Raw genomic sequence first — 23888 nt, 5'->3', positions numbered from 1 at the left:
ACCATGTTGCCCGACGAACGCCGCGTTTTTATTTACAGCCACCTCCACCGACACGCCCACGTCGCCGTCGGCGAACTGGCAAAATTGCTCGGCGTCTCGCATATGACCATCCGCCGGGATTTAAAAGAGATGGAAGCGGAAGGCAAGGTGAAATGTATTAGCGGCGGCGCGAGGCTGAATGAGGTGCTTATTCAGGAATTACCGTATATCGAAAAAGCGATGCTTCGCTATTCGACAAAACGACAGATTGGTATTATTGCTGAAAAATTTATTGAGTCCGGCAGCGTTATTTATCTTGATGCCGGAACCACCACCTATGAAATTGCCCAGGTGATTGCCAGCAAGCTGAAAAAAATCACGGTGATCACCAATGATTTTACCATCGCCGATTTTTTGATGACCACCTCCTGTATTGAGCTTTTTCATACAGGTGGCAGGGTGGATGTGCGTAACCGCTCGGCGGTGGGACACGGCTCGGCCGAGTTTATCCGCCAGTACAATATTGATATTGCCTTTATCAGTACAAGCTCGTGGGATTGTGAACACGGTATTTCGACGCCGGATGAAGGAAAAATGCTGGTAAAACAGGCGGTCATCGCCTCGTCCAGACGCCGCGTGCTGGTATCGGATTGCAGTAAATATGGCAAATACGGCATGTTCCATATTTGTCATCTGGATCAGATCGATGACATTATTTGTGATGACCAGTTGCCCGTTGAAGTTATTAATAAAATACAACAATTACCGCTGCGCTTACACCAGGCCCATTATTCCCCTGCCGACAAGGAGAAATAAAATGTAGACTTTTATAAAACACCCTACATCTCATTAAAAGTCACGACCGGTTTCCAATTATAAATATAAGGCTACTATAACAGTTAGCTAGGAGGCTCTATGCAATTTGAAATCAGCCTTTTTATTTCACTCATTGCGTCCATCGCAATTTTAGTCGTACTGATTACGAAATTTAAATTCCATCCGTTTTTAGCATTAATTATTGCGGCGGGTTTTTTAGGTATCGCGGCAGGGCTAACGCTAACGCCAACGCAAACCATTAAACACTTTGAAAAAGGTTTTGGCGGCGTGCTCGGCTCCACCGGCCTCGTTGTGGGGCTTGGCACCATGCTGGGCGGCGTCATGCTGGAATCCGGCGCGGCCGACCGGATTGCCAATACCTTCATCCGCCTGGGATCAGTGCGTATGATCCCGCTGACCATCTGCATCGCGGCGTTGATCATCGGCTTACCGCATCTGTTTGACGTCAGCTTCGTGATGCTGGTACCGCTGGTGTACGTTATCGCCCGCCGCACCCGCAATCAGCTGCTGCGCATTGGTATTCCGCTGGCGGCGGGTCTGTATGTCGCCCACGGTTTGATGCTGCCGCATCCCTCGCCGACGCTGGCGATGACCACCTATGGCGCCGATGCCGGCACCTGCATGTTCTACGGATTACTGCTGGCTATCCCGATGGTTATCCTTTCCGGCCCGGTATTCACGCACTTTGCGCTTAAAGTATTCCCCGATCTGCGCCGCCAGGATTTCAGCCAGGTACAGCTGGAGGAAAACGCGGCGGACACCACGCGCCACAATATGCCGTCTTTCGCCATGTCGATGCTGACCATCCTGCTACCACCTTTTTTGATGATGTTCAAAACGCTGGCAAAAGGGTTCGTCGAGCCTGGTACCGCCCCGGCAGAACTGCTGAACACCATTGGCGATCCCATCGTTTCCCTGCTGATTGCCGTACTGTTCTCCCTGTGGGGGCTGGGCGTGCGCAGCGGATTCAGCATGGCTCAGTTGCAAAAAATCGTCGGTAAAAGTCTCGGCCCCTGCGCTGCCATCATTCTGATCCTCGGTGCGGGCGGCGGCTTTAAAGAGATGCTGCTGGCCACCAACGTTAGCACCTTTATCGCCAGCTCCGCTATGCACTGGAACATTTCGCCTCTGGTACTGGCCTGGGTGGTCGCAGCGCTGATCCGCATCGCCATCGGCTCCGCCACCGTCGCCGTCGTCACCACGGCGGGCATCGTCGCCCCGCTTGCCAGCCACAGCGGCGTGAATCTCGAATTACTGGTGCTCGCCACCAGTACCGGCGGGTTGATGCTGTCGCACGTTAATGACTCCGGCTTCTGGCTGTTCAAAGAATATTTCCAGCTGACGGTCGCCGAGACATTCAAAAGCTGGACGCTGCTGGTGTCGTTCCTGTCGGTCCTCGGCCTCATTTTTGTCTTATTACTCAATGCCCTCGTTGGGTAACCTGTTAATCAGTAAGGAATGAATATGAATTACACATTGCTGTTCAATACGTTAACGACCCAACGGATCCGTATTGCGGTCACCGGGGCGTCCGGCGGATTTGGCCGCTCGCTGCTGGTACAGTGCCGGGAAATTCCGTCGATTGAGATAGCGGCCCTCTGCGACCTGAATGTTGACGGCACGCAGGCGCTGTTGCAGGATCTCCGTTACCGTGCCGATGCCGAGATTTGTGAAGACACGGAGCAGGTGAAAGCGGCGCAGAGCGGCGGTAAAACGGCCATCATCCGCGACTACGCCCTGCTGGATCATCTCGACGTGGATATGGTGATTGAAGCCACTGGCAAACCGGAAATCAGCATCGCTATCGCCATCAACGCGTTGCAGCGCGGCGTGCATGTCGGCATGGTGAGTAAAGAGACGGATTCCGTGGCCGGGCCGTGGCTGAACCAGCTCGCGCTGAAGCATAACGCCGTGTACACCACCGTCGACGGCGATCAACCCTCCAACCTGATTGGGCTGATTACTTGGGCGCAGGTGCTGGGGCTGGAGATCGTCGCGGCAGGGAAATCGAGCGAATATGATTTTGTCTGGTCACCGGAGAAAAACACGGTGAGCTGGTGCGATCGCACCGTGGCAGTTGAGGGGCTTGAGGCGTGCTGGCTATCCGGCGATGACCTCCACGCTACGCTGGCGAAACGGAAATCCCTGCTGAGCATGTTTCCGCTCAGTGCCACGCCGGACTACTGCGAAATGAACGTGGTGGCGAACTCGGCGGCCCTGATGCCAGCCTGTGATGAGTTAAGCTACCCGATGTGCCACATCAGCGAGCTGGCGGACATTTTTGTGCCTCAGGAAGATGGCGGCATCCTGACGCGAAATGGCGTGGTGGACGTGTTCAACTGCCTGCGCCGCGAGGACGAAGCCAGCTTTGGTGGCGGGGTGTTTATCGTCGTGCGCTGCAAGGATGAAGCCACTTGGGAAATGCTCGCCGGGAAAGGCCACGTGGTCAGCAAAAACCGCAAATACGCCTGCATCTATTTGCCGTATCACATCATGGGGCTGGAGTCGCCGCTCTCAATCTTCTCCGCCGTGCTGCATCATCGCGCATCGGGTGCCACCGACCAGCAGATCCATGCGGTGATGGCGGGCTACGCCGAGCGTCCGCTGAAAAAGGGCGGGCTGCTGGAGATGGGCGGCCATCATCACACTATTCCGAACGTCAGCGCCCGGCTGCTTCCGAAAGCCGATGCGGCAGGTATTGCGCCATATTATCTGCTGTCGAATAAAGTGCTGACCCGCGATATCGATCAGGGCGAGCTGATCCCGCTGGATGCGTTGCAGATGGACGATTCGCTGTTGTATGCCGCCTGGCGGGAATCGTTCTGAGCAAAGTAAAAAGCCATCCCGAGGGATTAATGCCAGTCAGTTAAGCAACTGACTGGCTTTTTGTTTGTGTAGGGGTTTGACGGTCAATGATGTAAAAAACCACACTAAGGAGATAATTCATTGTTTAAATTGAAATTTAATGGTCTCAACTCTCCCCTCAGAATATCCTCCGGTAGCGTAAACGTATAATGCCCCAGCATATTGATATGCCCGTGCATCAGTGGCGAAAGCCGGGCAATATGTTCATCCTCTGGCGTTTCCCCCATCATTCTGAGATGCAAAAGCGCTTCCTGCATGTAAAGCGTGTTCCACAGTACGACCGCATTTGTGACCAGGCCCAGCGCACCAAGCTGGTCTTCCTGTCCCTCACGGTAACGTTTTCTGATTTCACCACGCTGTCCATAACAGATGGCCCTGGCGACGGCATGGCGGCCTTCTCCCCGGTTTAACTGGGTCAGGATACGGCGACGATAATCCTCATCATCAATATAATTAAGAAGGTACAGCGTCTTGTTAATTCTCCCCACTTCCATGATCGCTTGCGCCAACGCCGATGGACGGGTACTCCTGAGCAGAGAACGGAGCAGTTCCGATGCATGGATAGTACCCAGCTTCAGGGAGCCGGATGCCCGCATCATTTCATCCCAGTGATTTTCAACCTTCGGCAGCTCCACGCATCCCCGCGCCAGTTCATCCAGTGCGCCGTAGTGGGCATTTTTGTCGATTCGCCAGAATACGGCTTCTCCGGCATCCGCCAGCCGGGGCGAAAACTGGTATCCCAGCAGCCAGAACAAGCCAAAAATAATATCGCTGGTTCCTGCCGTATCCGTCATTATTTCAACCGGATTCAGCCCGGTTTGCTGCTCCAGAAGACCTTCCAGGTAATGACTCCAACTTACTGATAGTGTTTTATGTTCAGATAATGCCCGATGACTTTGTCATGCAGCTCCACCGATTTTGAGAACGACAGCGACTTCCGTCCCAGCCTTGCCAGATGTTGTCTCAGATTCTGGTTATGTCGCTCAATGCGCTGAGTGTAACGCTTGCTGATAACGTGCAGCTTTCCCTTCAGGCGTGATTCATACAGCGGCCAGCCATCCGTCATCCATACCACGACCTCAAAGGCCGACAGCAGGCTCAGAAGACGCTCCAGTGTGGCCAGAGTGCGTTCACCGAAGACGTGCGCCACAACCGTCCTCCGTATCCTGTCACACGCGTAAAACAGCCAGCGCTGACGTGATTTAGCACCGACGTAGCCCCACTGTTCGTCCATTTCAGCGCAGACAATCACATCACTGCCCGGTTGTATGCGCGAGGTTACCGACTGCGGCCTGAGTTTTTTAAGTGACGTAGGGGTTTGAGGGCCAATGGAACGAAAACGTACGCTAAGAAGTTAATTCATTGTTTAAATTGAAATTTAGTTCTCTCAGTTCCCCCTTCAAAATATCCTCCGGTAGCGTAAACGTATAATGCCCCAACATATTGATATGCCCGTGCATCAGTGGGGACAACCGGGCGATATCTTCAACCCCGATTTCTTCTCCATTACTGCGTATCCAGCTCAGGGCTTCCTGCATATAAAGTGTGTTCCACAGTACCACTGCGTTAGTGACCAGGCCCAGTGCCCCCAGCTGATCTTCCTGACCTTCACGATAGCGCTTTCTGATCTCACCGCGCTGCCCGTAGCAGATCGCCCTCGCCACAGCATGGCGGCCTTCCCCCCGGTTTAGCTGCGTCAGGATCCGCCGACGATAATCCTCATCATCAATATAATTAAGAAGGTACAGCGTCTTGTTGACGCGCCCCACTTCCATGATCGCCTGTGCCAGCCCTGATGGGCGCGAGCTTTTCAGCAAAGAGCGAATGAGTTCTGAAGCATGAATGGTGCCCAGTTTCAGCGAACCGGCGGTTCGCATCATCTCATCCCACTGATCCTCGGCTTTCGACAGATCGGCACAACCACGTGCCAGTTCGTCCAGTGCACCGTAATTTGCCGATTTATCCACTCGCCAGAATACCGCTTCACCGGCATCGGCAAGCCGGGGGGAAAACTGGTATCCCAGCAGCCAGAAGAGGCCAAAAATAATGTCGCTGGTACCGGCTGTGTCTGTCATGATCTCAACCGGATTCAGCCCTGTCTGCTGCTCCAGAAGGCCTTCCAGCACAAAAATGGAATCTCGTAATGTGCCGGGGACAACGATGCCGTGGAATCCAGAGTACTGATCAGAGACGAAGTTGTACCAGGTGATGCCACGTCCGGAACCAAAATATTTTCTGTTAGGTCCTGAATTGACGGTTTTCACCGGCGTGACAAAGCGCATGCCATCAGCTGAAGCCACTTCGCCACCACCCCAGCGGCCAGCAAGCTCCAGTGTGGACTGAAAATCAACCAGGCGGGCATTGGCGCTGACCAGCGTTTCTGCCCGGAGGTAATTCTGTTTTACCCAGCTAAGCCGGTGGCGCGTCAGCGCCGGTATATTGTGCTTTATCAGCGGTTCCAGCCCGATATTGCAGGCCTCTGCCATCAGGACCGCGCACAGGCTGATGTGCAGATCCTGTGCCCGGGCCCCGGATTCACTGACATGCGTAAACTCACGTGTAAATCCCGTTCTGGCATCTATTTCAAGCAACAGTTCCGTCAAATCTACTGGCGGGAGTAGCAGCCTTACCCGACTGTTGAGACGATGCAACGATGGTGGCTCCTCCAGTTTCTCCAGGCTGCTGATAGTCAGGGAAGGATGTTTACCGTCATGGCAAATATGAACCTCCGCATTTCCTTCAAAGCGGGATGCGACGGTTTTCCAGGTTTCATCTAGCTGGACCGCCAACTGTTGCACGCCTTTATGTCCATCAGTGGGATGTCCCAGCGCCCGGCAAACGGGGACCCGCTGAGCCTGCCATTCTTCCCCCTGCAACAGCTTCTCGCGGGGATTTCCCCAGCGATCGCTGTTTTCGAGCCAGATGTCCCTTCGACGTAGTGCATCCTGAAGGCGCTCCAGCAGACAAAGCGAGTAACCGGCACGCTGTATCCGGCCCTCCGCATCGTATACCAGGCGTTTCCAGGGGCCGGTAATAATATGTTCAGGCGCATTGTCCAGGATGCGCTTTTTCGAGCCGTTCAGTTCGGTCAGATAATGAATGGCGGACAACGTATGTTCTCCGGCTGGCGCTGCCTGGAAATGCAGGTCGCGCAATACCGCCGGAAGAAAGCGCTTTACCCGCCCGTACTGCTCCACCATTTCGTCATGGAAATTGTTGTTCTGAGGCCGGGCCAGCTCATTTACCTTGCTGACGGATTCTGCCAGCCTGCTTTTCGGTATGCTGTTGAATATGGTCTCCCTCAGTTCAGCATCGTCAGCCTGTTCATCCAGCAACAATGAACATGCCCGCGCCAATATTAGCGCAGCACGATCAAGATCTTTAAGCGTCCTGAGCCGTTTTTTCTGCCCCGTTTTCTTCGCCGCACGAGTGATATCCAGTATCAGCATATCGAGCACATCAACGGCCTCATCCAGCGCCGCAGTCTCCTGCGCTTTAACGAATGCTGTGAGTACGGCCAGTTTTCTCTGCTGTGGCATTCGCGCGATATATTTTACCGACGCCATGCCTGCGTAACGGGCCAAATTACGCAGTTGTATAGCAGGCAGACCGGTAAAATTCAGTCGGGAAAATTCCAGGTTTCGCAGCCGGATATACCGCTCCAGCGCTTCGGTAAATGCCGGGCCGCTGACGGTGACCGGTCCCTTTTTCAGTTGCTCCAGCGGTGAAGTACGCTGCCCCTCAGGAATGTCCAGAAGCTCCGTCACGCGGGCGGTCTGCCAGCTGTCCGGCAACGCGGCCAGTTTCTTCCACAGCCGCTGATTTGCCCGTTCGCGTATTTCACTGACGAGACGTACAAGTGTGGTTGCTCCGGGCAGCAGGACCTTATTCTGAAGCAGCCACGCGGTGGCAAAATCAAACATAAGGCCGGGTCGCTCATTACTGAGCCATGCGCGGGTGTACAGCAGGCGCTTCAGGCGGAAAGACCAGGGGAAATCGCCAAATTCATGGTAACCGTAATATTCCTTAATCAGCGCAGTATGCTCTCTGAGGGTGGTAACCCGTTCTGCGTAGCGGGTAAGGACTTCCGGACGGCGAATATTAAGCTGCACCGCGACAAATTGCTGAACACCTGGCAGAACCCGGGTTAAGTCTGTCAGAAAGGCGCCCAGAAAACGGGCGGTGGTGAGCTGAAGCGCAATTCCCAGCCGGTTATGCCTTCCCCGCCGCTGGTTAATGAAGGCAAGATCCCGCTCATCAAGATGAAAATAGCGCGCCAGCTGCACGTCATTGGGTTCTGCAACATAGCGACCATAATTCAGTTCCTGCTCAGTGGTCAGAAAATCGACGGGCATACCGGCCTCCCTGCCTGATGGTCATGAATTAACAATTTCGCAACCGTCCGAAATATTATAAATTCTCGGACACACTAAAATGGTGTTGTCTAGGTGTCTATTAAATCGATTTTTTGTTATAACAGACACCCACTGTCCGATATTTGATTTAGGATACATTTTTATGCGACTTTTTGGTTACGCACGGGTATCAACAAGCCAGCAGTCCCTCGATATTCAGATCAAGGGGCTTAAAGAGGCGGGGGTGAAAGCCAGTCGCATATTTACCGACAAAGCATCCGGCAGTTCTACCGACAGGAAAGGACTGGATCTGCTGCGAATGAAGGTAGAGGAAGGTGACGTCATCCTGGTGAAGAAACTCGACCGGCTTGGACGCGACACTGCCGATATGATCCAACTGATAAAAGAATTCGACGCTCAGGGAGTCGCGGTCCGATTCATAGACGACGGGATCAGCACCGACGGTGAAATGGGGAAAATAGTTGTGACCATTCTTTCAGCTGTAGCCCAGGCCGAACGCAGGAGGATTCTGGAGCGTACGAACGAAGGACGGCAGGAGGCCAGGCTGAAAGGTATCCGGTTTGGCCGAAAGCGCATCATCGACAGAAATAGTGTACTGGCACTTCATCAGCAGGGAACTGGTGCAACAGATATTGCCCGCCGGCTCAGTATTGCCCGTTCCACTGTTTATAAAATTCTGGAAGATGAGAGCCGGGTTAATCTGAGCAAAATTTGAGGACGAACATGAGTGATGTAAAGGCATTCAACAATTGCATGAGTGTGTTCTGGCGACAGCATGAAGCCGAATTCTCTCGCTTTCTGACATCGAAGACAGGTGATAGCGAAAAAGCAGCAGACCCGGAGAAGACGAAGGTGATTATCGTGACGCTTGCCGAAACGACACCTGTACTGGAAGCCGCTAACCTGCAGCAGGATCTACGCCGAGCTGGCATCGAGCCGTGGGCATGGGTCGTTAATAACAGCCTGGCAGCTGCTCAAGTCGGAAGGTCAAAAAACAGCCTTAACGTACAATAATTTTCGATATCCAAACTGACCCCTATTACGCGGGTAGGATCACTGAGATAGTACATTGTCCCCAGTTTGCCCGAGAATAGCCTCTTAGTCATTATATTTTCATAACTTACTGATTTTTAATATTTAAGTTGTAAAATATGACTAAAGTTAACATTTTTTGTGACATGTTCCACAATTAGTAACGATGGTGGTTTTTAAAACACTGGTTTAGGTTCATATTGTAGACAATGAAAGAGAATGAAAAATGATGAAAGGTTTTAACAGCGTTCAATGGAGAGCTTATGAAAAGCGCGATTGAACGTCGCATGGAAATCGCGAATCTGGTTGGAGTGAGAGGTAAGGTCAGTGTTGGGGATCTTACCGAATATTTTGGAGTATCCGGAGCGACTATCCGTACTGACTTACGTTTCCTGGAGTCTATGGGGCACATTGTCCGCTCTAAGGAAGGTGCGAATAAGCGGGGAAATTCTTCTCGGCTGACTCAGTCATTTCATTTCTTCATGTTTGAGCCGATTTTTTCTCCCGTAAATGCCTTGAATCAGCCTATTTAGACCGTTTCTTCGCCATTTAAGGCGTTATCCCCAGTTTTTAGTGAGATCTCTCCCACTGACGTATCATTTGGTCCGCCCGAAACAGGTTGGCCAGCGTGAATAACATCGCCAGTTGGTTATCGTTTTTCAGCAACCCCTTGTATCTGGCTTTCACGAAGCCGAACTGTCGCTTGATGATGCGAAATGGGTGCTCCACCTTGGCCCGGATGCTGGCTTTCATGTATTCGATGTTGATGGCCGTTTTGTTCTTGCGTGGATGCTGTTTCAAGGTTCTTACCTTGCCGGGGCGCTCGGCGATCAGCCAGTCCACATCCACCTCGGCCAGCTCCTCGCGCTGTGGCGCCCCTTGGTAGCCGGCATCGGCTGAGACAAATTGCTCCTCTCCATGCAGCAGATTACCCAGCTGATTGAGGTCATGCTCGTTGGCCGCGGTGGTGACTAGGCTGTGGGTCAGGCCACTCTTGGCATCGACACCAATGTGGGCCTTCATGCCAAAGTGCCACTGATTGCCTTTCTTGGTCTGATGCATCTCCGGATCGCGTTGCTGCTCTTTGTTCTTGGTCGAGCTGGGTGTCTCAATGATGGTGGCATCGACCAAGGTGCCTTGAGTCATCATGACGCCTGCTTCGGCCAGCCAGCGATTGATGGTCTTGAACAATTGGCGGGCCAGTTGATGCTGCTCCAGCAGGTGGCGGAAATTCATGATGGTGGTGCGGTCCGGCAAGGCGCTATCCAGGGATAACCGGGCAAACAGACGCATGGAGGCGATTTCGTACAGAGCATCTTCCATCGCGCCATCGCTCAGGTTGTACCAATGCTGCATGCAGTGAATGCGTAGCATGGTTTCCAGCGGATAAGGTCGCCGGCCATTACCAGCCTTGGGGTAAAACGGCTCGATGACTTCCACCATGTTTTGCCATGGCAGAATCTGCTCCATGCGGGACAAGAAAATCTCTTTTCTGGTCTGACGGCGCTTACTGCTGAATTCACTGTCGGCGAAGGTAAGTTGATGACTCATGATGAACCCTGTTCCATGGCTCCAGATGACAAACATGATCTCATATCAGGGACTTGTTCGCACCTTCCCTTATGTAGTCACGCTTTATCGTTTTCACGAAGCTCTCTGCTATTCCGTTACTCTCCGGACTCCGCACTGCCGTGTTCTTCGGTTCAAGTCCCAACATCCTGGCGAACTGACGTGTTTCATTCGCCCGGTAGCATGAACCATTATCCGTCAGCCACTCCACTGGAGACGCCGGAAGCTCGCTGCCAAAGCGGCGTTCCACTGCTCCCAGCATGACGTCCTGTACTGTTTCACTGTCGAAGCCACCCGTTGTGACCGCCCAGTGCAGTGCCTCACGGTCACAGCAGTCCAGCGCGAACGTGACCCGCAGTTTTTCTCCGTTATCACAGCGGAACTCAAACCCGTCAGAGCACCATCGCTGATTACTTTCTTTCACAGCCACTCTGCCGGTATGTGCCCGTTTCGATGGCGGTACAGCGGGTTTTCGCTCAAGCAACAGCGCATTCTGGCGCATGATCCGGTAAACACGTTTGGCATTGATCGCAGGCATACCATCAGGTTCTGTTTGTCTGCGAAGCAGCGCCCATACCCGACGATAACCATATGTGGGCAGCTCTCCGATAACATGGTGTATACGGCGAAGCACATCCGTATCATCCGTGTGACGGCTGCGGCGGCCGTCCTTCCAGTCATCGGTTCGTCTGAGAATGACGTGCAACTGCGCACGCGACACCCGGAGACAACGGCTGACGAAGCTTACTCCCCATCCCCGGGCAATAAGGGCGCGTGCGCTATCCACTTTTTTGCTCGCCCATATTCAACGGCTTCTTTAAGGAGTTCATTTTCCATCGTTTTTTTGCCGAGCAGGCGCTGGAGTTCTTTAATCTGCTTCATGGCGGCAGCAAGTTCAGAGGCAGGAACGACCTGTTCTCCGGCAGCCACAGCAGTAAGACTTCCCTCCTGGTATTGCTTACGCCAGAGAAATAGCTGGCTGGCTGCCACACCATGTTGCCGGGCAACAAGGGAGACCGTCATTCCCGGTTCAAAGCTCTGCTGAACGATAGCGATCTTTTCCTGTGTAGTACGCCGTCTGCGTTTCTCCGGCCCTAAGACATCAATCATCTGTTCTCCAATGACTAGTCTAAAAACTAGTATTAAGACTATCACTTATTTAAGTGATATTGGTTGTCTGGAGATTCAGGGGGCCAGTCTAGAACATTGCAGACTGTGTGACACGAAGTTATGACGTTGAAGGTATGCATTTTGGGACTATTGGCGCTGGCCGTATTGGACTTGCTGTATTACGCAGATTAAAAGCGTTTGATATGCCATTGCATTACACCCAACGCCACCGTCTTGCGTCAGCTATCGAAGAGGAGTTAGGGTTAACATACCATCCTGATGCAGAGTCCCTGGCTCGTACTGTGGACATTGTTAATCTGCAGGTACCACTCTACCCATCAACGGAGCATTTTTTTAATCAAAAAATGATATCTGAGATGAAAAGGGGGTCTTATTTGATCAATACCGCCAGGGCACAACTTGTTGACAGAGATGCGGTTGTTAACGCGCTGAAGTCTGGGCACCTGGCAGGATACGCTGGTGATGTCTGGTTCCCACAGCCAGCCCCCGCGTCTCACCCCTGGAGAACTATGCCCTGGAATGGCATGACGCCACATATGTCAGGCACGTCACTTTCTGCACAGGCTCGTTATGCTGCGGGGACGCTGGAAATTCTTGAATCCTTCCTGGGAAACTCGCCTATCAGAGAAGAGTATCTGATTGTGGATCGCGGGCAACTGGCCGGGACCGGGGCAAAGTCTTATCAACTGAACTGATCATTACAGTGGAACTTGCGTAATAATGTCAGTTCAGTCTGTTATTTTGCTATGCTGGAGTTCTGTTTACTGACCTTTATCAAGGAGTTCAGGGTGGGGTGTCCATTTTCACAGTCCGTCTCTCAACCTGTGGATGAGAGACTTACGCGTGCAGCCATATTCCTGGTTGTGACTATTAATCCCGGTAAAGCGGCTGAAGTCGCCGTGCGTGCTCACTGCAGCATACTTTCCTCTCTTATCAGAGGCGTCGGTTTTCGTATATCTGATGGTGGGTTGTCGTGTGTCATGGGGGTGAGTGAAGGAGGGTGGGAGCGCCTTTTTGGGGATACAAAACCTGAATATTTGCATGTATTCCGTGAAATCAATGGTGTACATCATGCTCCATCAACACCCGGAGACCTGTTATATCATATTCGCGCCGCCCGGATGGATCTTTGTTTTGAGCTGGCCAGCCGGATACTGTCGGATCTCGGCAACTCGGTTAGTGTTGTTGACTCCGTTCAGGGTTTTCGGTATTTCGACGATCGCGATCTATTAGGTTTTGTTGACGGTACTGAAAATCCGGTCGCTCAGGCCGCTGTGGATGCAACCCTGATTGGTGATGAGGACATGGTATTCGCTGGCGGGAGCTATGTGATCGTCCAGAAATACCTGCATGATCTTGATAAATGGAATGCGATTCCTGTTGAGCAGCAGGAAAAGATTATTGGCCGCGAAAAACTATCAGACATTGAGCTCAGGGATGCTGATAAACCCAGTTATGCTCATAATGTACTCACCAGTATTGAAGAGGATGGCGAGGACGTCGACATACTGCGTGACAATATGCCATTTGGCGATCCCGGCAAAGGCGAGTTCGGAACCTATTTTATCGGTTACTCCCGAAAACCTGAACGTATTGAAAGGATGCTTGAGAATATGTTTATTGGTAATCCACCGGGTAATTATGATCGGATCCTGGATGTCAGCCGTGCGATAACGGGAACATTATTTTTCGTTCCGACGACCAGCTTCCTGGACAGTGTTGAACCCCAGTCAGCTCCCGGTCAACAGGGAGATGATGTGATAAATACACTACGCTCAACCGCCATTAAAGGAGACATAATGCCCGGTTCCCTTAATATTGGTTCGTTAAAAAAAGAGGTTCAGAATGAATAATCTACATCGCGAACTTGCGCCTGTTTCCGATGCGGCGTGGGAACAGATTGAAGAGGAAGCAACCCGCACACTTAAACGTTTCCTTGCTGCTCGGCGGGTGGTGGATGTCACTGATCCTCAGGGGGCGGCATTGTCGGCTGTTGGGACAGGTCATGTTGCCCATCTGGATGGCCCCTGTGCAGGGGTAAGTGCAGTAAAACGTCAGGTACTGCCGGTGGTTGAATTCAGGGTCCCGTTTAAATTAACTCGTCAGGCAATTGATGATGTTGAACGTGGCTCTCAGGATTCGGACTGGTCCCCTCTAAAAGAAGCTGCCCGCAAAATTGCGGCTGCAGAGGACCATACAATTTTTGATGGCTACATGGCGGCAGGTATTGCTGGGATTCGACCACAGTCGAGTAATACACCTTTAACCTTACCTGCTACTGCTTCAGATTATCCAACGGTGATTGCTCAGGCACTGGATCAGTTACGCGTGGCAGGAGTGAATGGTCCCTACCATCTGGTGTTAGGTGAAAAGGCTTATACGTCGATTACCGGCGGTAATGAAGGCGGTTATCCGGTATTCCAGCATATCCGCCGGCTTATCGATGGTGAAATTGTCTGGGCCCCTGCTATCGAAGGTGGATTACTGTTAACCACTCGTGGCGGTGATTTTGTCATGGATATCGGCCAAGATATATCCATAGGTTACCTGAACCATACCGGCACAGATGTTGAGCTGTATCTGCAGGAAAGTTTCACTTTCAGTGCACTCACGTCAGAAGCCACAGTAACATTACTTCCTCCTGAAGAATGACAGACAGACGCGGCGGCCATGAAGAATGGCTGCCGCGGTAACGTTAGCCGGTTAAAGAGCAATCGCACTGCGAAGTTTTTTCATCGCGTTATTTTCAAGTTGTCTCACGCGCTCTGCGGATATACCGTAACGTTCCGCCAGTTCATGCAATGTCGCTTTATTATCGTCATCCAGCCAGCGCGCGCGGATAATGTCCTGACTTCTGGGATCCAGTGTATCCATCGCTGCAACCAGATGGTCCGTTGCTTGCGCATCCCAGTTATCTTCCTCAATCATGCCGGCAAAGTCTGAGGATTTATCCTGCAAATAGAGAGAAGGAGAAACTGGGTGATGGGTATCTGTTTCATCATCCGGATAGATATCATAAGCCATATCCTGTGCCGACATCCTGGACTCCATTTCCCTGACGTCTTTTACGGATACACCCAGTTCCCGGGCGACCATATCAACTTCATCCTGGTTAAACCAGCCCAGGCGTTGCTTAGTTTTACGCAGATTAAAAAATAATTTTCTTTGCGCTTTCGTAGTGGCTACCTTCACAATCCGCCAGTTACGTAAGACATATTCATGGATTTCAGATTTAACCCAGTGGACCGCAAATGAAACCAACCGGACACCGACGTCAGGATTGAAACGCCGTACAGCCTTCATCAAACCTATGTTTCCTTCCTGAATCAAATCAGCTTGTGGTAAACCATAGCCGGAATACTGTCGGGCAATGTGGATAACAAAACGCAGATGCGAGAGGATAAGCTGTTTAGCTGCATCAAGGTCATCATGTGTTTGCAAGTTGCGTGCGAGTTGCTGTTCTTCTTCCTGTGATAACATAGGACAGGCATATGCCGCGCGAATATAAGAATCCAGGTTACCAACAGGCGCTAATACAGACATTTCTTTTGTCATTCAAATCCTCACTATAAGGACATAATCACTATGTCAGGATGTTGGGCAGGATGTTGGGGGGCAAGTATTTTAAATTTTGACAGTCAAGTTATGCACAAGTTCACTATGGATTGTGAATATTTTATACAAATAATAATGTTGTTGATATTTAATACTTTTATTGATTTTTTTGGGGTTTTGCGGGTCTTGCTGTTCCTGTAGAATCGTGATTACAATGTCGAAACAGGACGGCTCTGCCGGAAAAATATGATTCAAGCGATTAAAGACCATGATTTATTTATGTATATAAAAAACACTTTATTACACAGTGATATACCGGTTATTCGTGTGATAATTATTTTTATCCTGCTGCATTGTATAGCGCACTATCTCGTGCTGCCTTTCCTGGACAGGAAAGCAGAACAGCTTCAGTCATCCCGGTTAAAATTCGTTACATGGTCCTGACCCTGCAGGGAGCGGTGTTGGCAGTACAGCTATCACTGATTGTATCATCCGAAGATAAACTGCTGGATATCATCCTTGCCGGGGCGCGGCTCTGGATGCTCACCTTTGCTTTGCTTGCCTTCTATTCGTTTATCGATGTTGGCTGCGAGTTATTCAAAACCAGTGACCAGTTAAAAGGTTTACCTTATCGTGGCATCGAACAGAGCCTGAAGCTGACAGGGGCGGTGATTTATATCATCTTATTGATATCTCTGTTATTTGATAGATCACCACTTATCCTGCTCAGTGGACTGAGTGCAGTTGCTGCGGTGCTGTTACTCGTGTTCAAAGATCCCCTTCTGGGACTGGTTGCCGGGATACAGCTTTCCGCTAATGATATGTTGCGTCCCGGGGACTGGATTGAACTTGATCAGTTGGGTGCGAACGGAGCAGTCCAGGATATCGGGCTGACGACAGTTAAAGTCCTTAATTTTGATAATACGATCACAACAATCCCTACCTACACCCTGGTGTCAGGTGCATTTAAAAACTGGCGTTATATGATCGAGCATGATGCCCGACGGATCCAGCGTAGCATTAATATTGATATTAAAACCGTTCATTTTTTAGGTGAAGATGAAAAAAAGGCCATTATCAGTCAACCTGAACTGGCACTTTTGCGGGATGGTGAGCTCAATGTCGGGACTAATGTTGAATTGTTCCAGCAGTATACCAATGAGTATTTTCGCCAACACGATGATGTTTGCCAGCACATGACGCTGATGGTCAGGCAATTACAACCAACAGTGTATGGTCTGCCGGTTGAATTCTATCTTTTTACGTCGCTGACGGAATGGGTGTCTTACGAGCAATTCCAGACAGAAATTTTTTCACATATCCTGAGCGTGGTTTCATTATTTAACCTTAAAATTCATGATGTTTCATGATCGGGTGCAATGTTATTTTTGCCTTCTGCTAAGCTTAAAAACGGGGCTTATCCGAAGCCCCCGTATTTTTAATCAGGAGGCGAATGATGCCCGCATTATGCGATATTTGTCAGGAAAGACCGGCAACCAGCCGCGTCACTGTTGTTCAGAATGGTCAACGTAAAACGATAGATATTTGTGATTATGACTACCGTCAGCTGATGAGACATCAGAACATCATGAACCCTTTTGATTCTTTACTGGGAAGAGGGGGGCTCTCAGGGTTCTTTAATGGATTTGGCAATAACACCCGAGGGCGTGATGAGGATGATATTTTTGGTGAAGTACCGCGAGAATCGGTAGATACAACAGAAGCATTCAGTAAGCAGTCTCTGGAGTTATTGCAACGAGCTGCAGAAAAAGCTCACCAGCTCAATCGCAGCGAACTGGATACCGAACATCTTCTGTATGTTCTCGCGGACGCTGACGTCTGTGCTGCGTTGTTTAAAGAGCTGAAAATATCTCCCGAAGACATCAAAAGTTACATCGACCAGAATGCCTATACAGGTGCCTCTGAGACAGGTACTTCACCTGGAGATCTTTCTATTTCCCCCCGGCTTAAAAAGGCCTTTATGTATGCCTTCCAGGCCTCCCGTGAACTGGGTCATTCTTATGTCGGGCCGGAACATTTACTGATTGGACTCAGTGAAGTGACTGATAGTGTCGCGGGTTCATTACTGAAGAAATACGGAATTACGCCAGAGACTATTCGCCAGAAAGTGGTGAAAATCGTGGGTAAAGGAGCAGAGGATGGTCGGGTGGATACCCCTACCGGTACTCCTAACCTTGATAAAGTCGGCCGTGACCTGACGGAAATGGCGAGGGCCGGTAAGCTCGATCCGGTCCTGGGGCGCGCGCAGGAAATCGAAAATACCATAGAGGTCCTGGCACGCCGTAAGAAAAACAATCCGGTGCTGATTGGCGAACCTGGCGTGGGTAAAACGGCTATCATTGAAGGACTGGCACAACGTATCGTCAAAGGGGATGTTCCGGAAGTCTTACGCGATAAGCGACTTGTCGAGATCAATATGAACTCGATGGTCGCAGGAGCCAAATATCGTGGAGAATTCGAAGAGCGGGCTAAACAGCTGATTGACGAAGTGACGGCCAAGAAAGGGGAATTAATCCTCTTTATCGACGAACTGCACACCATTGTTGGCGCGGGTCAGGGGGGAGGCGAAGGTGGACTCGACATTGCCAACGTACTGAAACCTGCACTGGCACGTGGTGAACTTAGTCTGATTGGGGCAACGACCCTGAACGAATATCAGAAGCACATCGAAAAAGATGCTGCTCTGGAAAGACGTTTTCAGCCTGTTCTGGTGGAAGAACCAACAGTGGATCAGACGATCGTTATTCTGCGCGGGTTACGTGACACACTGGAAGCTCACCATCAGGTGACTTTCCAGGATGAAGCATTCGTCGCTGCAGCAGAGCTGTCTGATCGATATGTGACTTCCCGCTTTTTACCAGACAAGGCTATTGACCTTATTGATCAGGCAGCCGCACGTGTTCGTATTGGCGCAAGTTCACGGCCAGTTGCCATTCAGGAGCTTGAGGCAGAAATCGCACACCTGAAACGGGAAAGAGACTACGCTTCCACCCGTAAGCTTTTTGACGATGTGAAACGTTTTGAAAGCGAAATTTCAGCGAAGCAGGAGTCCCTGGAGCAGCAGACAGAAGCGTGGAAAAACAAAACGGGTTCAGAGACGCTTGAGGTAACCGTTGCTGCAGTCGCGGAGGTGGTCTCGAGACTGACAGGTATCCCGGTGAGTGATTTGACGCAGGAAGAAAGAAAAAAACTGCTAAACATGGAAGAACTTCTGCAGAAGAGAGTCGTTGGCCAGGATCAGGCTGTTGCCGCTGTCAGTGATGCTGTCCGCCTTTCAAGAGCAGGTCTGGGGCAGGCACATCGTCCTGTTGCCACCTTCCTGTTCCTTGGACCGACCGGTGTCGGGAAAACAGAACTGGCCAAAGCAATTGCCGAAGCGGTATTTGGTGATGAGCAGGCTATTATCAGGATTGATATGTCTGAGTATATGGAAAAACATACGGTAGCCCGTCTGATTGGTGCTCCTCCGGGTTATGTTGGTTATGATGAAGGTGGGCAGTTGACCGAAAAGGTTCGACGTCGTCCTTACAGTGTGATCCTGCTGGATGAAATCGAAAAGGCTCACCCGGATGTTTATAATGTTCTGTTACAGGTTTTCGACGATGGGCGATTAACCGACGGGAAGGGCCGCGTGATCGACTTCAGTAACACGACCATTATTGCAACCAGTAACCTCGGTTCGGCCGTCATTATGGAAAATGCTGGATTACCTGAAGCTGAGCAGAAAACACCTAAAGCACTGCACGAGGAGTTGATGCAACTGCTGAAAGGACATTTCCGTCCAGAATTCCTCAACCGAATTGATGAAGTGATTGTGTTCAATTCCTTGTCGCAGGAGAACATACGCCTGATCGTTCAGATTCAACTTGATCGTCTGATACGTACAGCCGCGGCACAGGATATTACCGTAAAACTGGATGATTCACTTGTTGAACACCTGGTTGAAGTCGGGTATCAGCCTGACTTTGGGGCCCGGGAGCTTAAACGTAAGATCCGCCAGGAAGTCGAAACCAAACTGGCAAAGGAGATACTCAGCGACCAGCTCAAATCAGGTGATACAGTCACCATCGCTTATGATGACAGCAACGATAGTGTTGTGTTTAATCATGAAACAATTTCCGTTAAAAAAGATAATGACAGTCAGACCGAAAATCAGGAAAATGAAAAAACCTGATTTTTCAGTAAATGATAACAGGCCCGCATACTGGGCCTGTTTTATTATAAAAAGATTATTGAAGGACTCATTTTAATGATCGTGCGTCCCCCGCAACATTGGTTTATTCGTTTGTTTACCTGGCATGGATCCGTTCTCTCCAGTATCATCTTTCGACTCTCCCTCAATGTTGGTATGTCCATTATTGCTATCGTGTTATTTCAATGGTATGAACAGCTGGGAATTCGGTAATGACTCCAACTTACTGATAGTGTTTTATGTTCAGATAATGCCCGATGACCTTGTCATGCAGCTCCAGCGATTTTGAGAACGACAGTGACTTCCGTCCCAGCCTTGCCAGATGTTGTCTCAGATTCAGGTTATGTCGCTCAATGCGCTGAGTGTAACGCTTGCTGATAACGTGCAGCTTTCCCTTCAGGCGTGATTCATAAAGCGGCCAGCCATCCGTCATCCATACCACCCATCAAAGACCGACAGCAGCTCCAGAAGACGCTCCAGTGTGGCCAGAGTACGCTCACCAAAGACGTGTGCCACCACCGTCCTGCGCATCCTGTCATAGGCGTAAAATAACCAGCGCTGACGTGATTTAGCCCCGACGTAGCCCCACTGTTCGTCCATTTCCGAGCAGACAATGACGTCACTGCCCGGTTGTATGCGCGATGTTACCGGCTCCGGCCTGAGTTTTTTAAGTGCCGTAAAATCGTGTTGAGGCCAACGCCCATAATGCGGGCACTGGCACGGCACCCAACCCCATTCATAGCCATATCAATGATTTTCTGATGTGTACCGGGTTGAGAGGCGGTGTAAGTGAAGCTGATTTGCCATGTTTTACGGCAGTGAGAGCAGAGATAGCGCTGATGTCCGGCAGTGCTTTTACCGTTACGCACGACGCCTTCGGTAGCTGAACAAGTGGGACATCTGATGGAAATGGAAGCCACGCAAGCACCTTAAAATCACCATCATACACTAAATCAGTAAGTTGGCAGCATTACCTGGCAACACAATATCTTGAGGCAGAACAACAAAGTGATTTATTCCGTTTTACCCTGTTTTTCTAGGAGTTGAAACGAAATGGCTGGCGTGGTTATGTTCTGCCTGAAAAGCATGTAAACACACAACGGAATACTGATGACATCTCTTCTGTTATCTATGTTAACCAGTCTGCATTAGTTGAATCATTTAACGATCGAGGGGAGTTGATTAGTCCACTTGATTTCAGTGTTAAAGGGAATGTTGTACAGGTTCAGTCTTTGCTAAACAAGTTCCAGTTTAATACTGAGAAATCGTTGGAAATTGAAGAGGTTGCTACTTTTAAGTTGATACCCTTCTGAAAGGGTACGATGGCCATTACAGGGTAGGGGTGATCCTACCCGCGAATAGTGGACACGCGACTAAGTGAGTAAACTCCCAGACAGAGGTATCTCACATGACTAAATCAGCAACCGTAAGTAAGAAACCACGTAAACAGCATTCGCCTGAATTCCGCAGCGAAGCCCTGAAGCTTGCGGAGCGCATCGGCGTTGCCGCTGCCGCCCGGGAACTCAGCCTTTACGAGTCTCAGCTATATACCTGGCGCAGCAAATTACAGCAGCAGAAAACGTCTTCCGAACGGGAAAATGAGCTGGCCGCTGAAAATGCCCGCCTGAAGCGCCAGCTGGCAGAGCGTGACGAGGAGCTGGCTATCCTCCAAAAGGCCGCGACATACTTCGCAAAGCGCCTGAAATGAAGTATGTCTTCATCGAAAAACATCAGGCTGAGTTCAGCATTAAAGCCATGTGTCGGGTGCTGCGCGTGGCCCGCAGCGGCTGGTATGCCTGGCGTATCCGTCGCCTGCAGCTAAGCCCGCGTCAACAATTTCGCCGGCAATGTGACAAAGCGGTCAGTCAGGCCTTTCATCAGGCGAAACAGCGCTACGGCGCACCGCGCATTACTGATGAGCTGCGCGAACAGGGGGTGAAATACAACATCAAAACGGTAGCGGCCAGCCTGAAGCGGCAGGGGCTAAGGGCCAAAGCCGCGCGTAAGTTCAGTCCGGTGAGTTATAAGCCCCATAATCTGCCGGTATTCGATAATCTGCTGAATCAGGATTTCACCGCCAGCGCACCGAATCAGAAGTGGGTGCAGGACATCACCTACATTCGCACCGATGAGGGCTGGCTGTATCTTGCCGTGGTGATTGACCTGTGGTCCCGCGCGGTTATTGGCTGGTCGATGTCATCCCGAATGACGGCCCGGCTGGTATGCGATGCCCTGCAAATGGCGCTGTGGCGGCGTAAGCGGCCAAAAGGGGTTATAGCCCACAGCGACCGGGGTGGTCAGTACTGCTCAGCAGATTATCAGGCCCTGTTGAAGCAGCACGACCTTCGGGGCAGCATGAGTGCAAAAGGCTGCTGCTATGACAATGCCTGCGCGGAAAGCTTTTTCCACACGCTGAAGGTAGAGTGCATCCACGGTGAGCGTCTAATCAGTCGCGATGATATGCGTACGATGGTATTTAATTACATTGAGTGCGATTACAATCGCTGGCGTCGTCACAGTGCCTGTGGCGGCCTCAGCCCGGAACAATTTGAAAATCAGAATCTCGCTTAGGCGCGTGTCCATATTACGAGGAGAGGATCAGGGTCTGTGAGAAATGGCTCAGACATTTATAATGTTCTGAGCCTTAAGCTAAACATGTATGTGGCTTAATCAAGCTTATCCCGGTGGTCCTGTAATTTTATGTCGACATATTCTTCAAATGAGGCCGGTAACTTATTGGAATGCTTGCAATTATCAAGGTAATTATCATAAGTGATCTCAAACTGATCAATTTTTATTGTTGGTTTAGGATCAGCAATGTCTTCATTCTGGTCATCAAACACTTGAACAACAAAGTCATTATTTTCTTTTCGCAGTAAATCATAACGGATGAGTCGATTGTTTTTACCACTATCGATGTAAAGAATAGTTATATCTTTATAAATCATAGAAAAAACCTCATTGTGTCAGTGTGATACACACCAATCTAACAGGAGTGCTAAACTGGTATATACTGAATTGTAACACAAAAGTGGCTCTTGCGAGGTAAAATCGCTTACCCATTTCTGAATCGCCACAGATAATCTAGACACTTCCGAGCCGTTGATAATACTGGTTTTCATATTCTGTCGGTGACATCTGATCGCTAGAACCATGCCGACGCTTACTGTTATAAAACATTTCGATGTAATCAAAAATATCACTGCGGGCTTCTTCCCGCGTTCCGTAGATCTTTTTCTTTATCCGTTCGCGTTTCAACAACTGGAAAAAGCTTTCTGCAACCGCATTATCATGGCAGTTACCGCGACGGCTCATGCTGCCCTCCAGGCCGTGTGATTTCAGGAAAGACTGCCACTCATGGCTTGTGTACTGACTGCCCTGATCCGAATGAACCAGCACCTGTTTTTGGGGATTACGCCGCCATACAGCCATCAGCAGTGCGTTCAGGACAATGTCCTTTGTCATCCGGGATTGCATGGACCAGCCGATAATTTTGCGTGAGAACAGATCAACAACCACAGCAAGATACAGCCAGCCTTCGTGGGTCCTGATGTAGGTTATGTCTGTTACCCAACGCTCATCAGGAGCATCCGGATTGAACTGTCGCTGGAGCCTGTTGGGCGACACGATACTGGCCTCGCCTTTACGTGCCCGCGGGCTCCGGTATCCGACCTGAGCCTTTATCCCGACACGTTTCATCAGTCGCCAGACTCTGTTCACTCCGCACTGTTGCCCGCTGTCCCGCAGATCCAGATGGATTTTGCGATAACCATAGACGCATCCCGATTCCAGCCAGAACTGTTTAATCTGTCCTGTCAGTCTCAGGTCTGCCTGATGGCGTTGAGAATGCGGCTGCTGAAGCCAGGCGTAAAAACCACTGGGATGAACATCCAGCACCCGACAGAGCAGGCGAACAGGCCAGCAACAGGTGTTGTCACGGATAAAGGCGTACCTCAGTCGGACAGCTTTGCGAAGTACGCCGCGGCTTTTTTTAATATGTCCCGTTCGTCGGTAACCCGCTTCAGCTCTTTCTGGAGACGACGGATCTCGGCCTGAGCATCTGACTGTTCTTTATTAGTGGAAGGATCCGGACCGTACTTCTTTATCCAGGCGTAAAGGCTGTGGGTGGTGATATCGAGACGTGTTGCCACGCTGGCAACAGAATAACCGCGATCAACAACCTGTTTGACTGCTTCAGTTTTAAACTCTTCGGGATAACGCTTACCGCTCATGGGCACCTCTCTTTAAGCCATCTTAAATGACTCTGAGGTGTCTGTTAAACCCGTGGCGATTCAGGTAGCCTTTCTCGTACAGCAGAGTCACTACAGGTA

Annotated in this window: 14 protein-coding genes and 8 pseudogenes; 13 read left to right on the top strand and 9 right to left on the bottom strand. The window is 50.5% G+C overall.

All coding sequences use genetic code 11. The features are described 5' to 3' along the window. The first annotated feature begins 3 nt into the window (after window positions 1-3). The 3 genes from IB144_RS27020 (at window position 4) to IB144_RS27010 (ending at window position 3642) form a co-directional block, all read left to right on the top strand. Window positions 4-795 (top strand): DeoR/GlpR family DNA-binding transcription regulator, encoded by a 792-nt coding sequence (locus IB144_RS27020; RefSeq protein ID WP_149359025.1) that lies wholly within the window; start codon window positions 4-6, stop codon window positions 793-795. Between the two features lie 99 nt (window positions 796-894). Beyond that, a complete protein-coding gene (locus tag IB144_RS27015) occupies window positions 895-2256 on the top strand; it encodes a gluconate:H+ symporter (protein WP_149359026.1) in 1362 nt (453 codons plus the stop codon). A gap of 24 nt (window positions 2257-2280) precedes the next feature. Continuing rightward, entirely contained in the window at window positions 2281-3642 is a 1362-nt protein-coding gene (locus IB144_RS27010; protein ID WP_149359027.1) for a homoserine dehydrogenase, read from the top strand. A 104-nt stretch (window positions 3643-3746) separates the two neighbouring features. Here the strand turns inward: IB144_RS27010 and IB144_RS27005 are convergent. The 3 genes and pseudogenes from IB144_RS27005 to IB144_RS26995 form a co-directional block, all read right to left on the bottom strand. After that, window positions 3747-4523 (bottom strand): annotated as a pseudogene (locus tag IB144_RS27005) (Tn3 family transposase); the annotation flags it as partial. 14 nt (window positions 4524-4537) lie between these two features. Then, window positions 4538-4987 (bottom strand): annotated as a pseudogene (locus IB144_RS27000) (IS1 family transposase); the annotation flags it as partial. A 40-nt stretch (window positions 4988-5027) separates the two neighbouring features. Further along, a complete protein-coding gene (locus tag IB144_RS26995; protein WP_001619425.1) occupies window positions 5028-8036 on the bottom strand; it encodes a Tn3 family transposase in 3009 nt (1002 codons plus the stop codon). Window positions 8037-8199: 163 nt separating this feature from the next. Between IB144_RS26995 and IB144_RS26990 the strand changes: the two genes are divergently transcribed. The 3 genes and pseudogenes from IB144_RS26990 to IB144_RS26980 form a co-directional block, all read left to right on the top strand. Next, window positions 8200-8772 carry a recombinase family protein gene (locus tag IB144_RS26990; RefSeq protein ID WP_001619426.1) on the top strand — a complete coding sequence of 191 codons (573 nt, stop codon included), beginning with the start codon at window positions 8200-8202 and terminating at the stop codon, window positions 8770-8772. Window positions 8773-8891: 119 nt separating this feature from the next. Further along, a pseudogene (locus IB144_RS26985) lies at window positions 8892-9035 on the top strand (arsenical pump-driving ATPase); the annotation flags it as partial. A 317-nt stretch (window positions 9036-9352) separates the two neighbouring features. Further along, a pseudogene (locus IB144_RS26980) lies at window positions 9353-9511 on the top strand (DeoR family transcriptional regulator); the annotation flags it as partial. 148 nt (window positions 9512-9659) lie between these two features. On the opposite strand, the gene IB144_RS26975 reads toward IB144_RS26980, so the two are convergent. Both IB144_RS26975 and IB144_RS26970 read right to left on the bottom strand, forming a co-directional pair. Beyond that, window positions 9660-10640, bottom strand: coding sequence for an IS5-like element IS5 family transposase (locus IB144_RS26975; protein WP_001619432.1), 981 nt, complete (start codon window positions 10638-10640; stop codon window positions 9660-9662). Window positions 10641-10710: 70 nt separating this feature from the next. Next, window positions 10711-11768, bottom strand: a pseudogene (locus IB144_RS26970) (IS3 family transposase); the annotation flags it as partial. Window positions 11769-11860: 92 nt separating this feature from the next. Here IB144_RS26970 and IB144_RS26965 point away from each other — a divergent pair. The 3 genes and pseudogenes from IB144_RS26965 to IB144_RS26955 all read left to right on the top strand — a co-directional run. Next, window positions 11861-12484: pseudogene (locus tag IB144_RS26965) on the top strand (NAD-dependent formate dehydrogenase); the annotation flags it as partial. Window positions 12485-12577: 93 nt separating this feature from the next. Further along, the gene (locus tag IB144_RS26960) at window positions 12578-13642 is read left to right on the top strand and encodes a Dyp-type peroxidase (protein ID WP_001619435.1); all 1065 of its coding nucleotides are present in this window, start codon (window positions 12578-12580) and stop codon (window positions 13640-13642) included. Further along, window positions 13635-14441 (top strand): family 1 encapsulin nanocompartment shell protein, encoded by an 807-nt coding sequence (locus IB144_RS26955; protein WP_001619436.1) that lies wholly within the window; start codon window positions 13635-13637, stop codon window positions 14439-14441. Before IB144_RS26960 ends, IB144_RS26955 begins: the two co-directional genes overlap by 8 nt. 51 nt (window positions 14442-14492) lie before the next feature. On the opposite strand, the gene rpoH is transcribed toward IB144_RS26955, so the two are convergent. Beyond that, on the bottom strand, window positions 14493-15344 hold the full coding sequence (gene rpoH, locus IB144_RS26950) for an RNA polymerase sigma factor RpoH (RefSeq protein ID WP_001619438.1): 852 nt from the start codon (window positions 15342-15344) through the stop codon (window positions 14493-14495). Between the two features lie 434 nt (window positions 15345-15778). On the opposite strand from rpoH, the gene IB144_RS26945 reads away from it, so the two are divergent. The 3 genes and pseudogenes from IB144_RS26945 to IB144_RS26935 all read left to right on the top strand — a co-directional run. Further along, entirely contained in the window at window positions 15779-16714 is a 936-nt protein-coding gene (locus IB144_RS26945) for a mechanosensitive ion channel domain-containing protein (protein ID WP_001619443.1), read from the top strand. A gap of 86 nt (window positions 16715-16800) precedes the next feature. After that, window positions 16801-19539, top strand: coding sequence for an AAA family ATPase (locus IB144_RS26940; protein ID WP_001619444.1), 2739 nt, complete (start codon window positions 16801-16803; stop codon window positions 19537-19539). Window positions 19540-19614: 75 nt separating this feature from the next. Beyond that, window positions 19615-19764: pseudogene (locus tag IB144_RS26935) on the top strand (hypothetical protein); the annotation flags it as partial. A gap of 16 nt (window positions 19765-19780) precedes the next feature. Here IB144_RS26935 and IB144_RS26930 read toward each other — a convergent pair. Beyond that, a pseudogene (locus IB144_RS26930) lies at window positions 19781-20477 on the bottom strand (IS1 family transposase). A gap of 488 nt (window positions 20478-20965) precedes the next feature. Between IB144_RS26930 and IB144_RS26925 the strand changes: the two are divergent. Continuing rightward, a protein-coding gene (locus IB144_RS26925; RefSeq protein ID WP_087759146.1) for an IS3 family transposase occupies window positions 20966-22128 on the top strand; the annotation gives its coding sequence in 2 pieces (ribosomal slippage) (window positions 20966-21227 and window positions 21227-22128; 1164 coding nt in all). Between the two features lie 95 nt (window positions 22129-22223). Here IB144_RS26925 and IB144_RS26920 read toward each other — a convergent pair. Together IB144_RS26920 and IB144_RS26915 are read right to left on the bottom strand one after the other, a co-directional pair. Next, a complete protein-coding gene (locus tag IB144_RS26920; protein WP_000639434.1) occupies window positions 22224-22505 on the bottom strand; it encodes a hypothetical protein in 282 nt (93 codons plus the stop codon). 136 nt (window positions 22506-22641) lie between these two features. Beyond that, a protein-coding gene (locus IB144_RS26915; RefSeq protein WP_086013483.1) for an IS3 family transposase occupies window positions 22642-23789 on the bottom strand; the annotation gives its coding sequence in 2 pieces (ribosomal slippage) (window positions 22642-23552 and window positions 23552-23789; 1149 coding nt in all). Window positions 23790-23888 lie beyond the last annotated feature (99 nt).

The sequence above is a fragment of the Klebsiella sp. K4 genome, from assembly GCF_014596785.2.
GTDB classification, from domain to species: Bacteria; Pseudomonadota; Gammaproteobacteria; order Enterobacterales; family Enterobacteriaceae; genus Klebsiella; species Klebsiella pneumoniae.
Note: the sequence above shows the minus strand (reverse complement) of the source record. Positions and strands in the feature narration are given on the sequence as shown.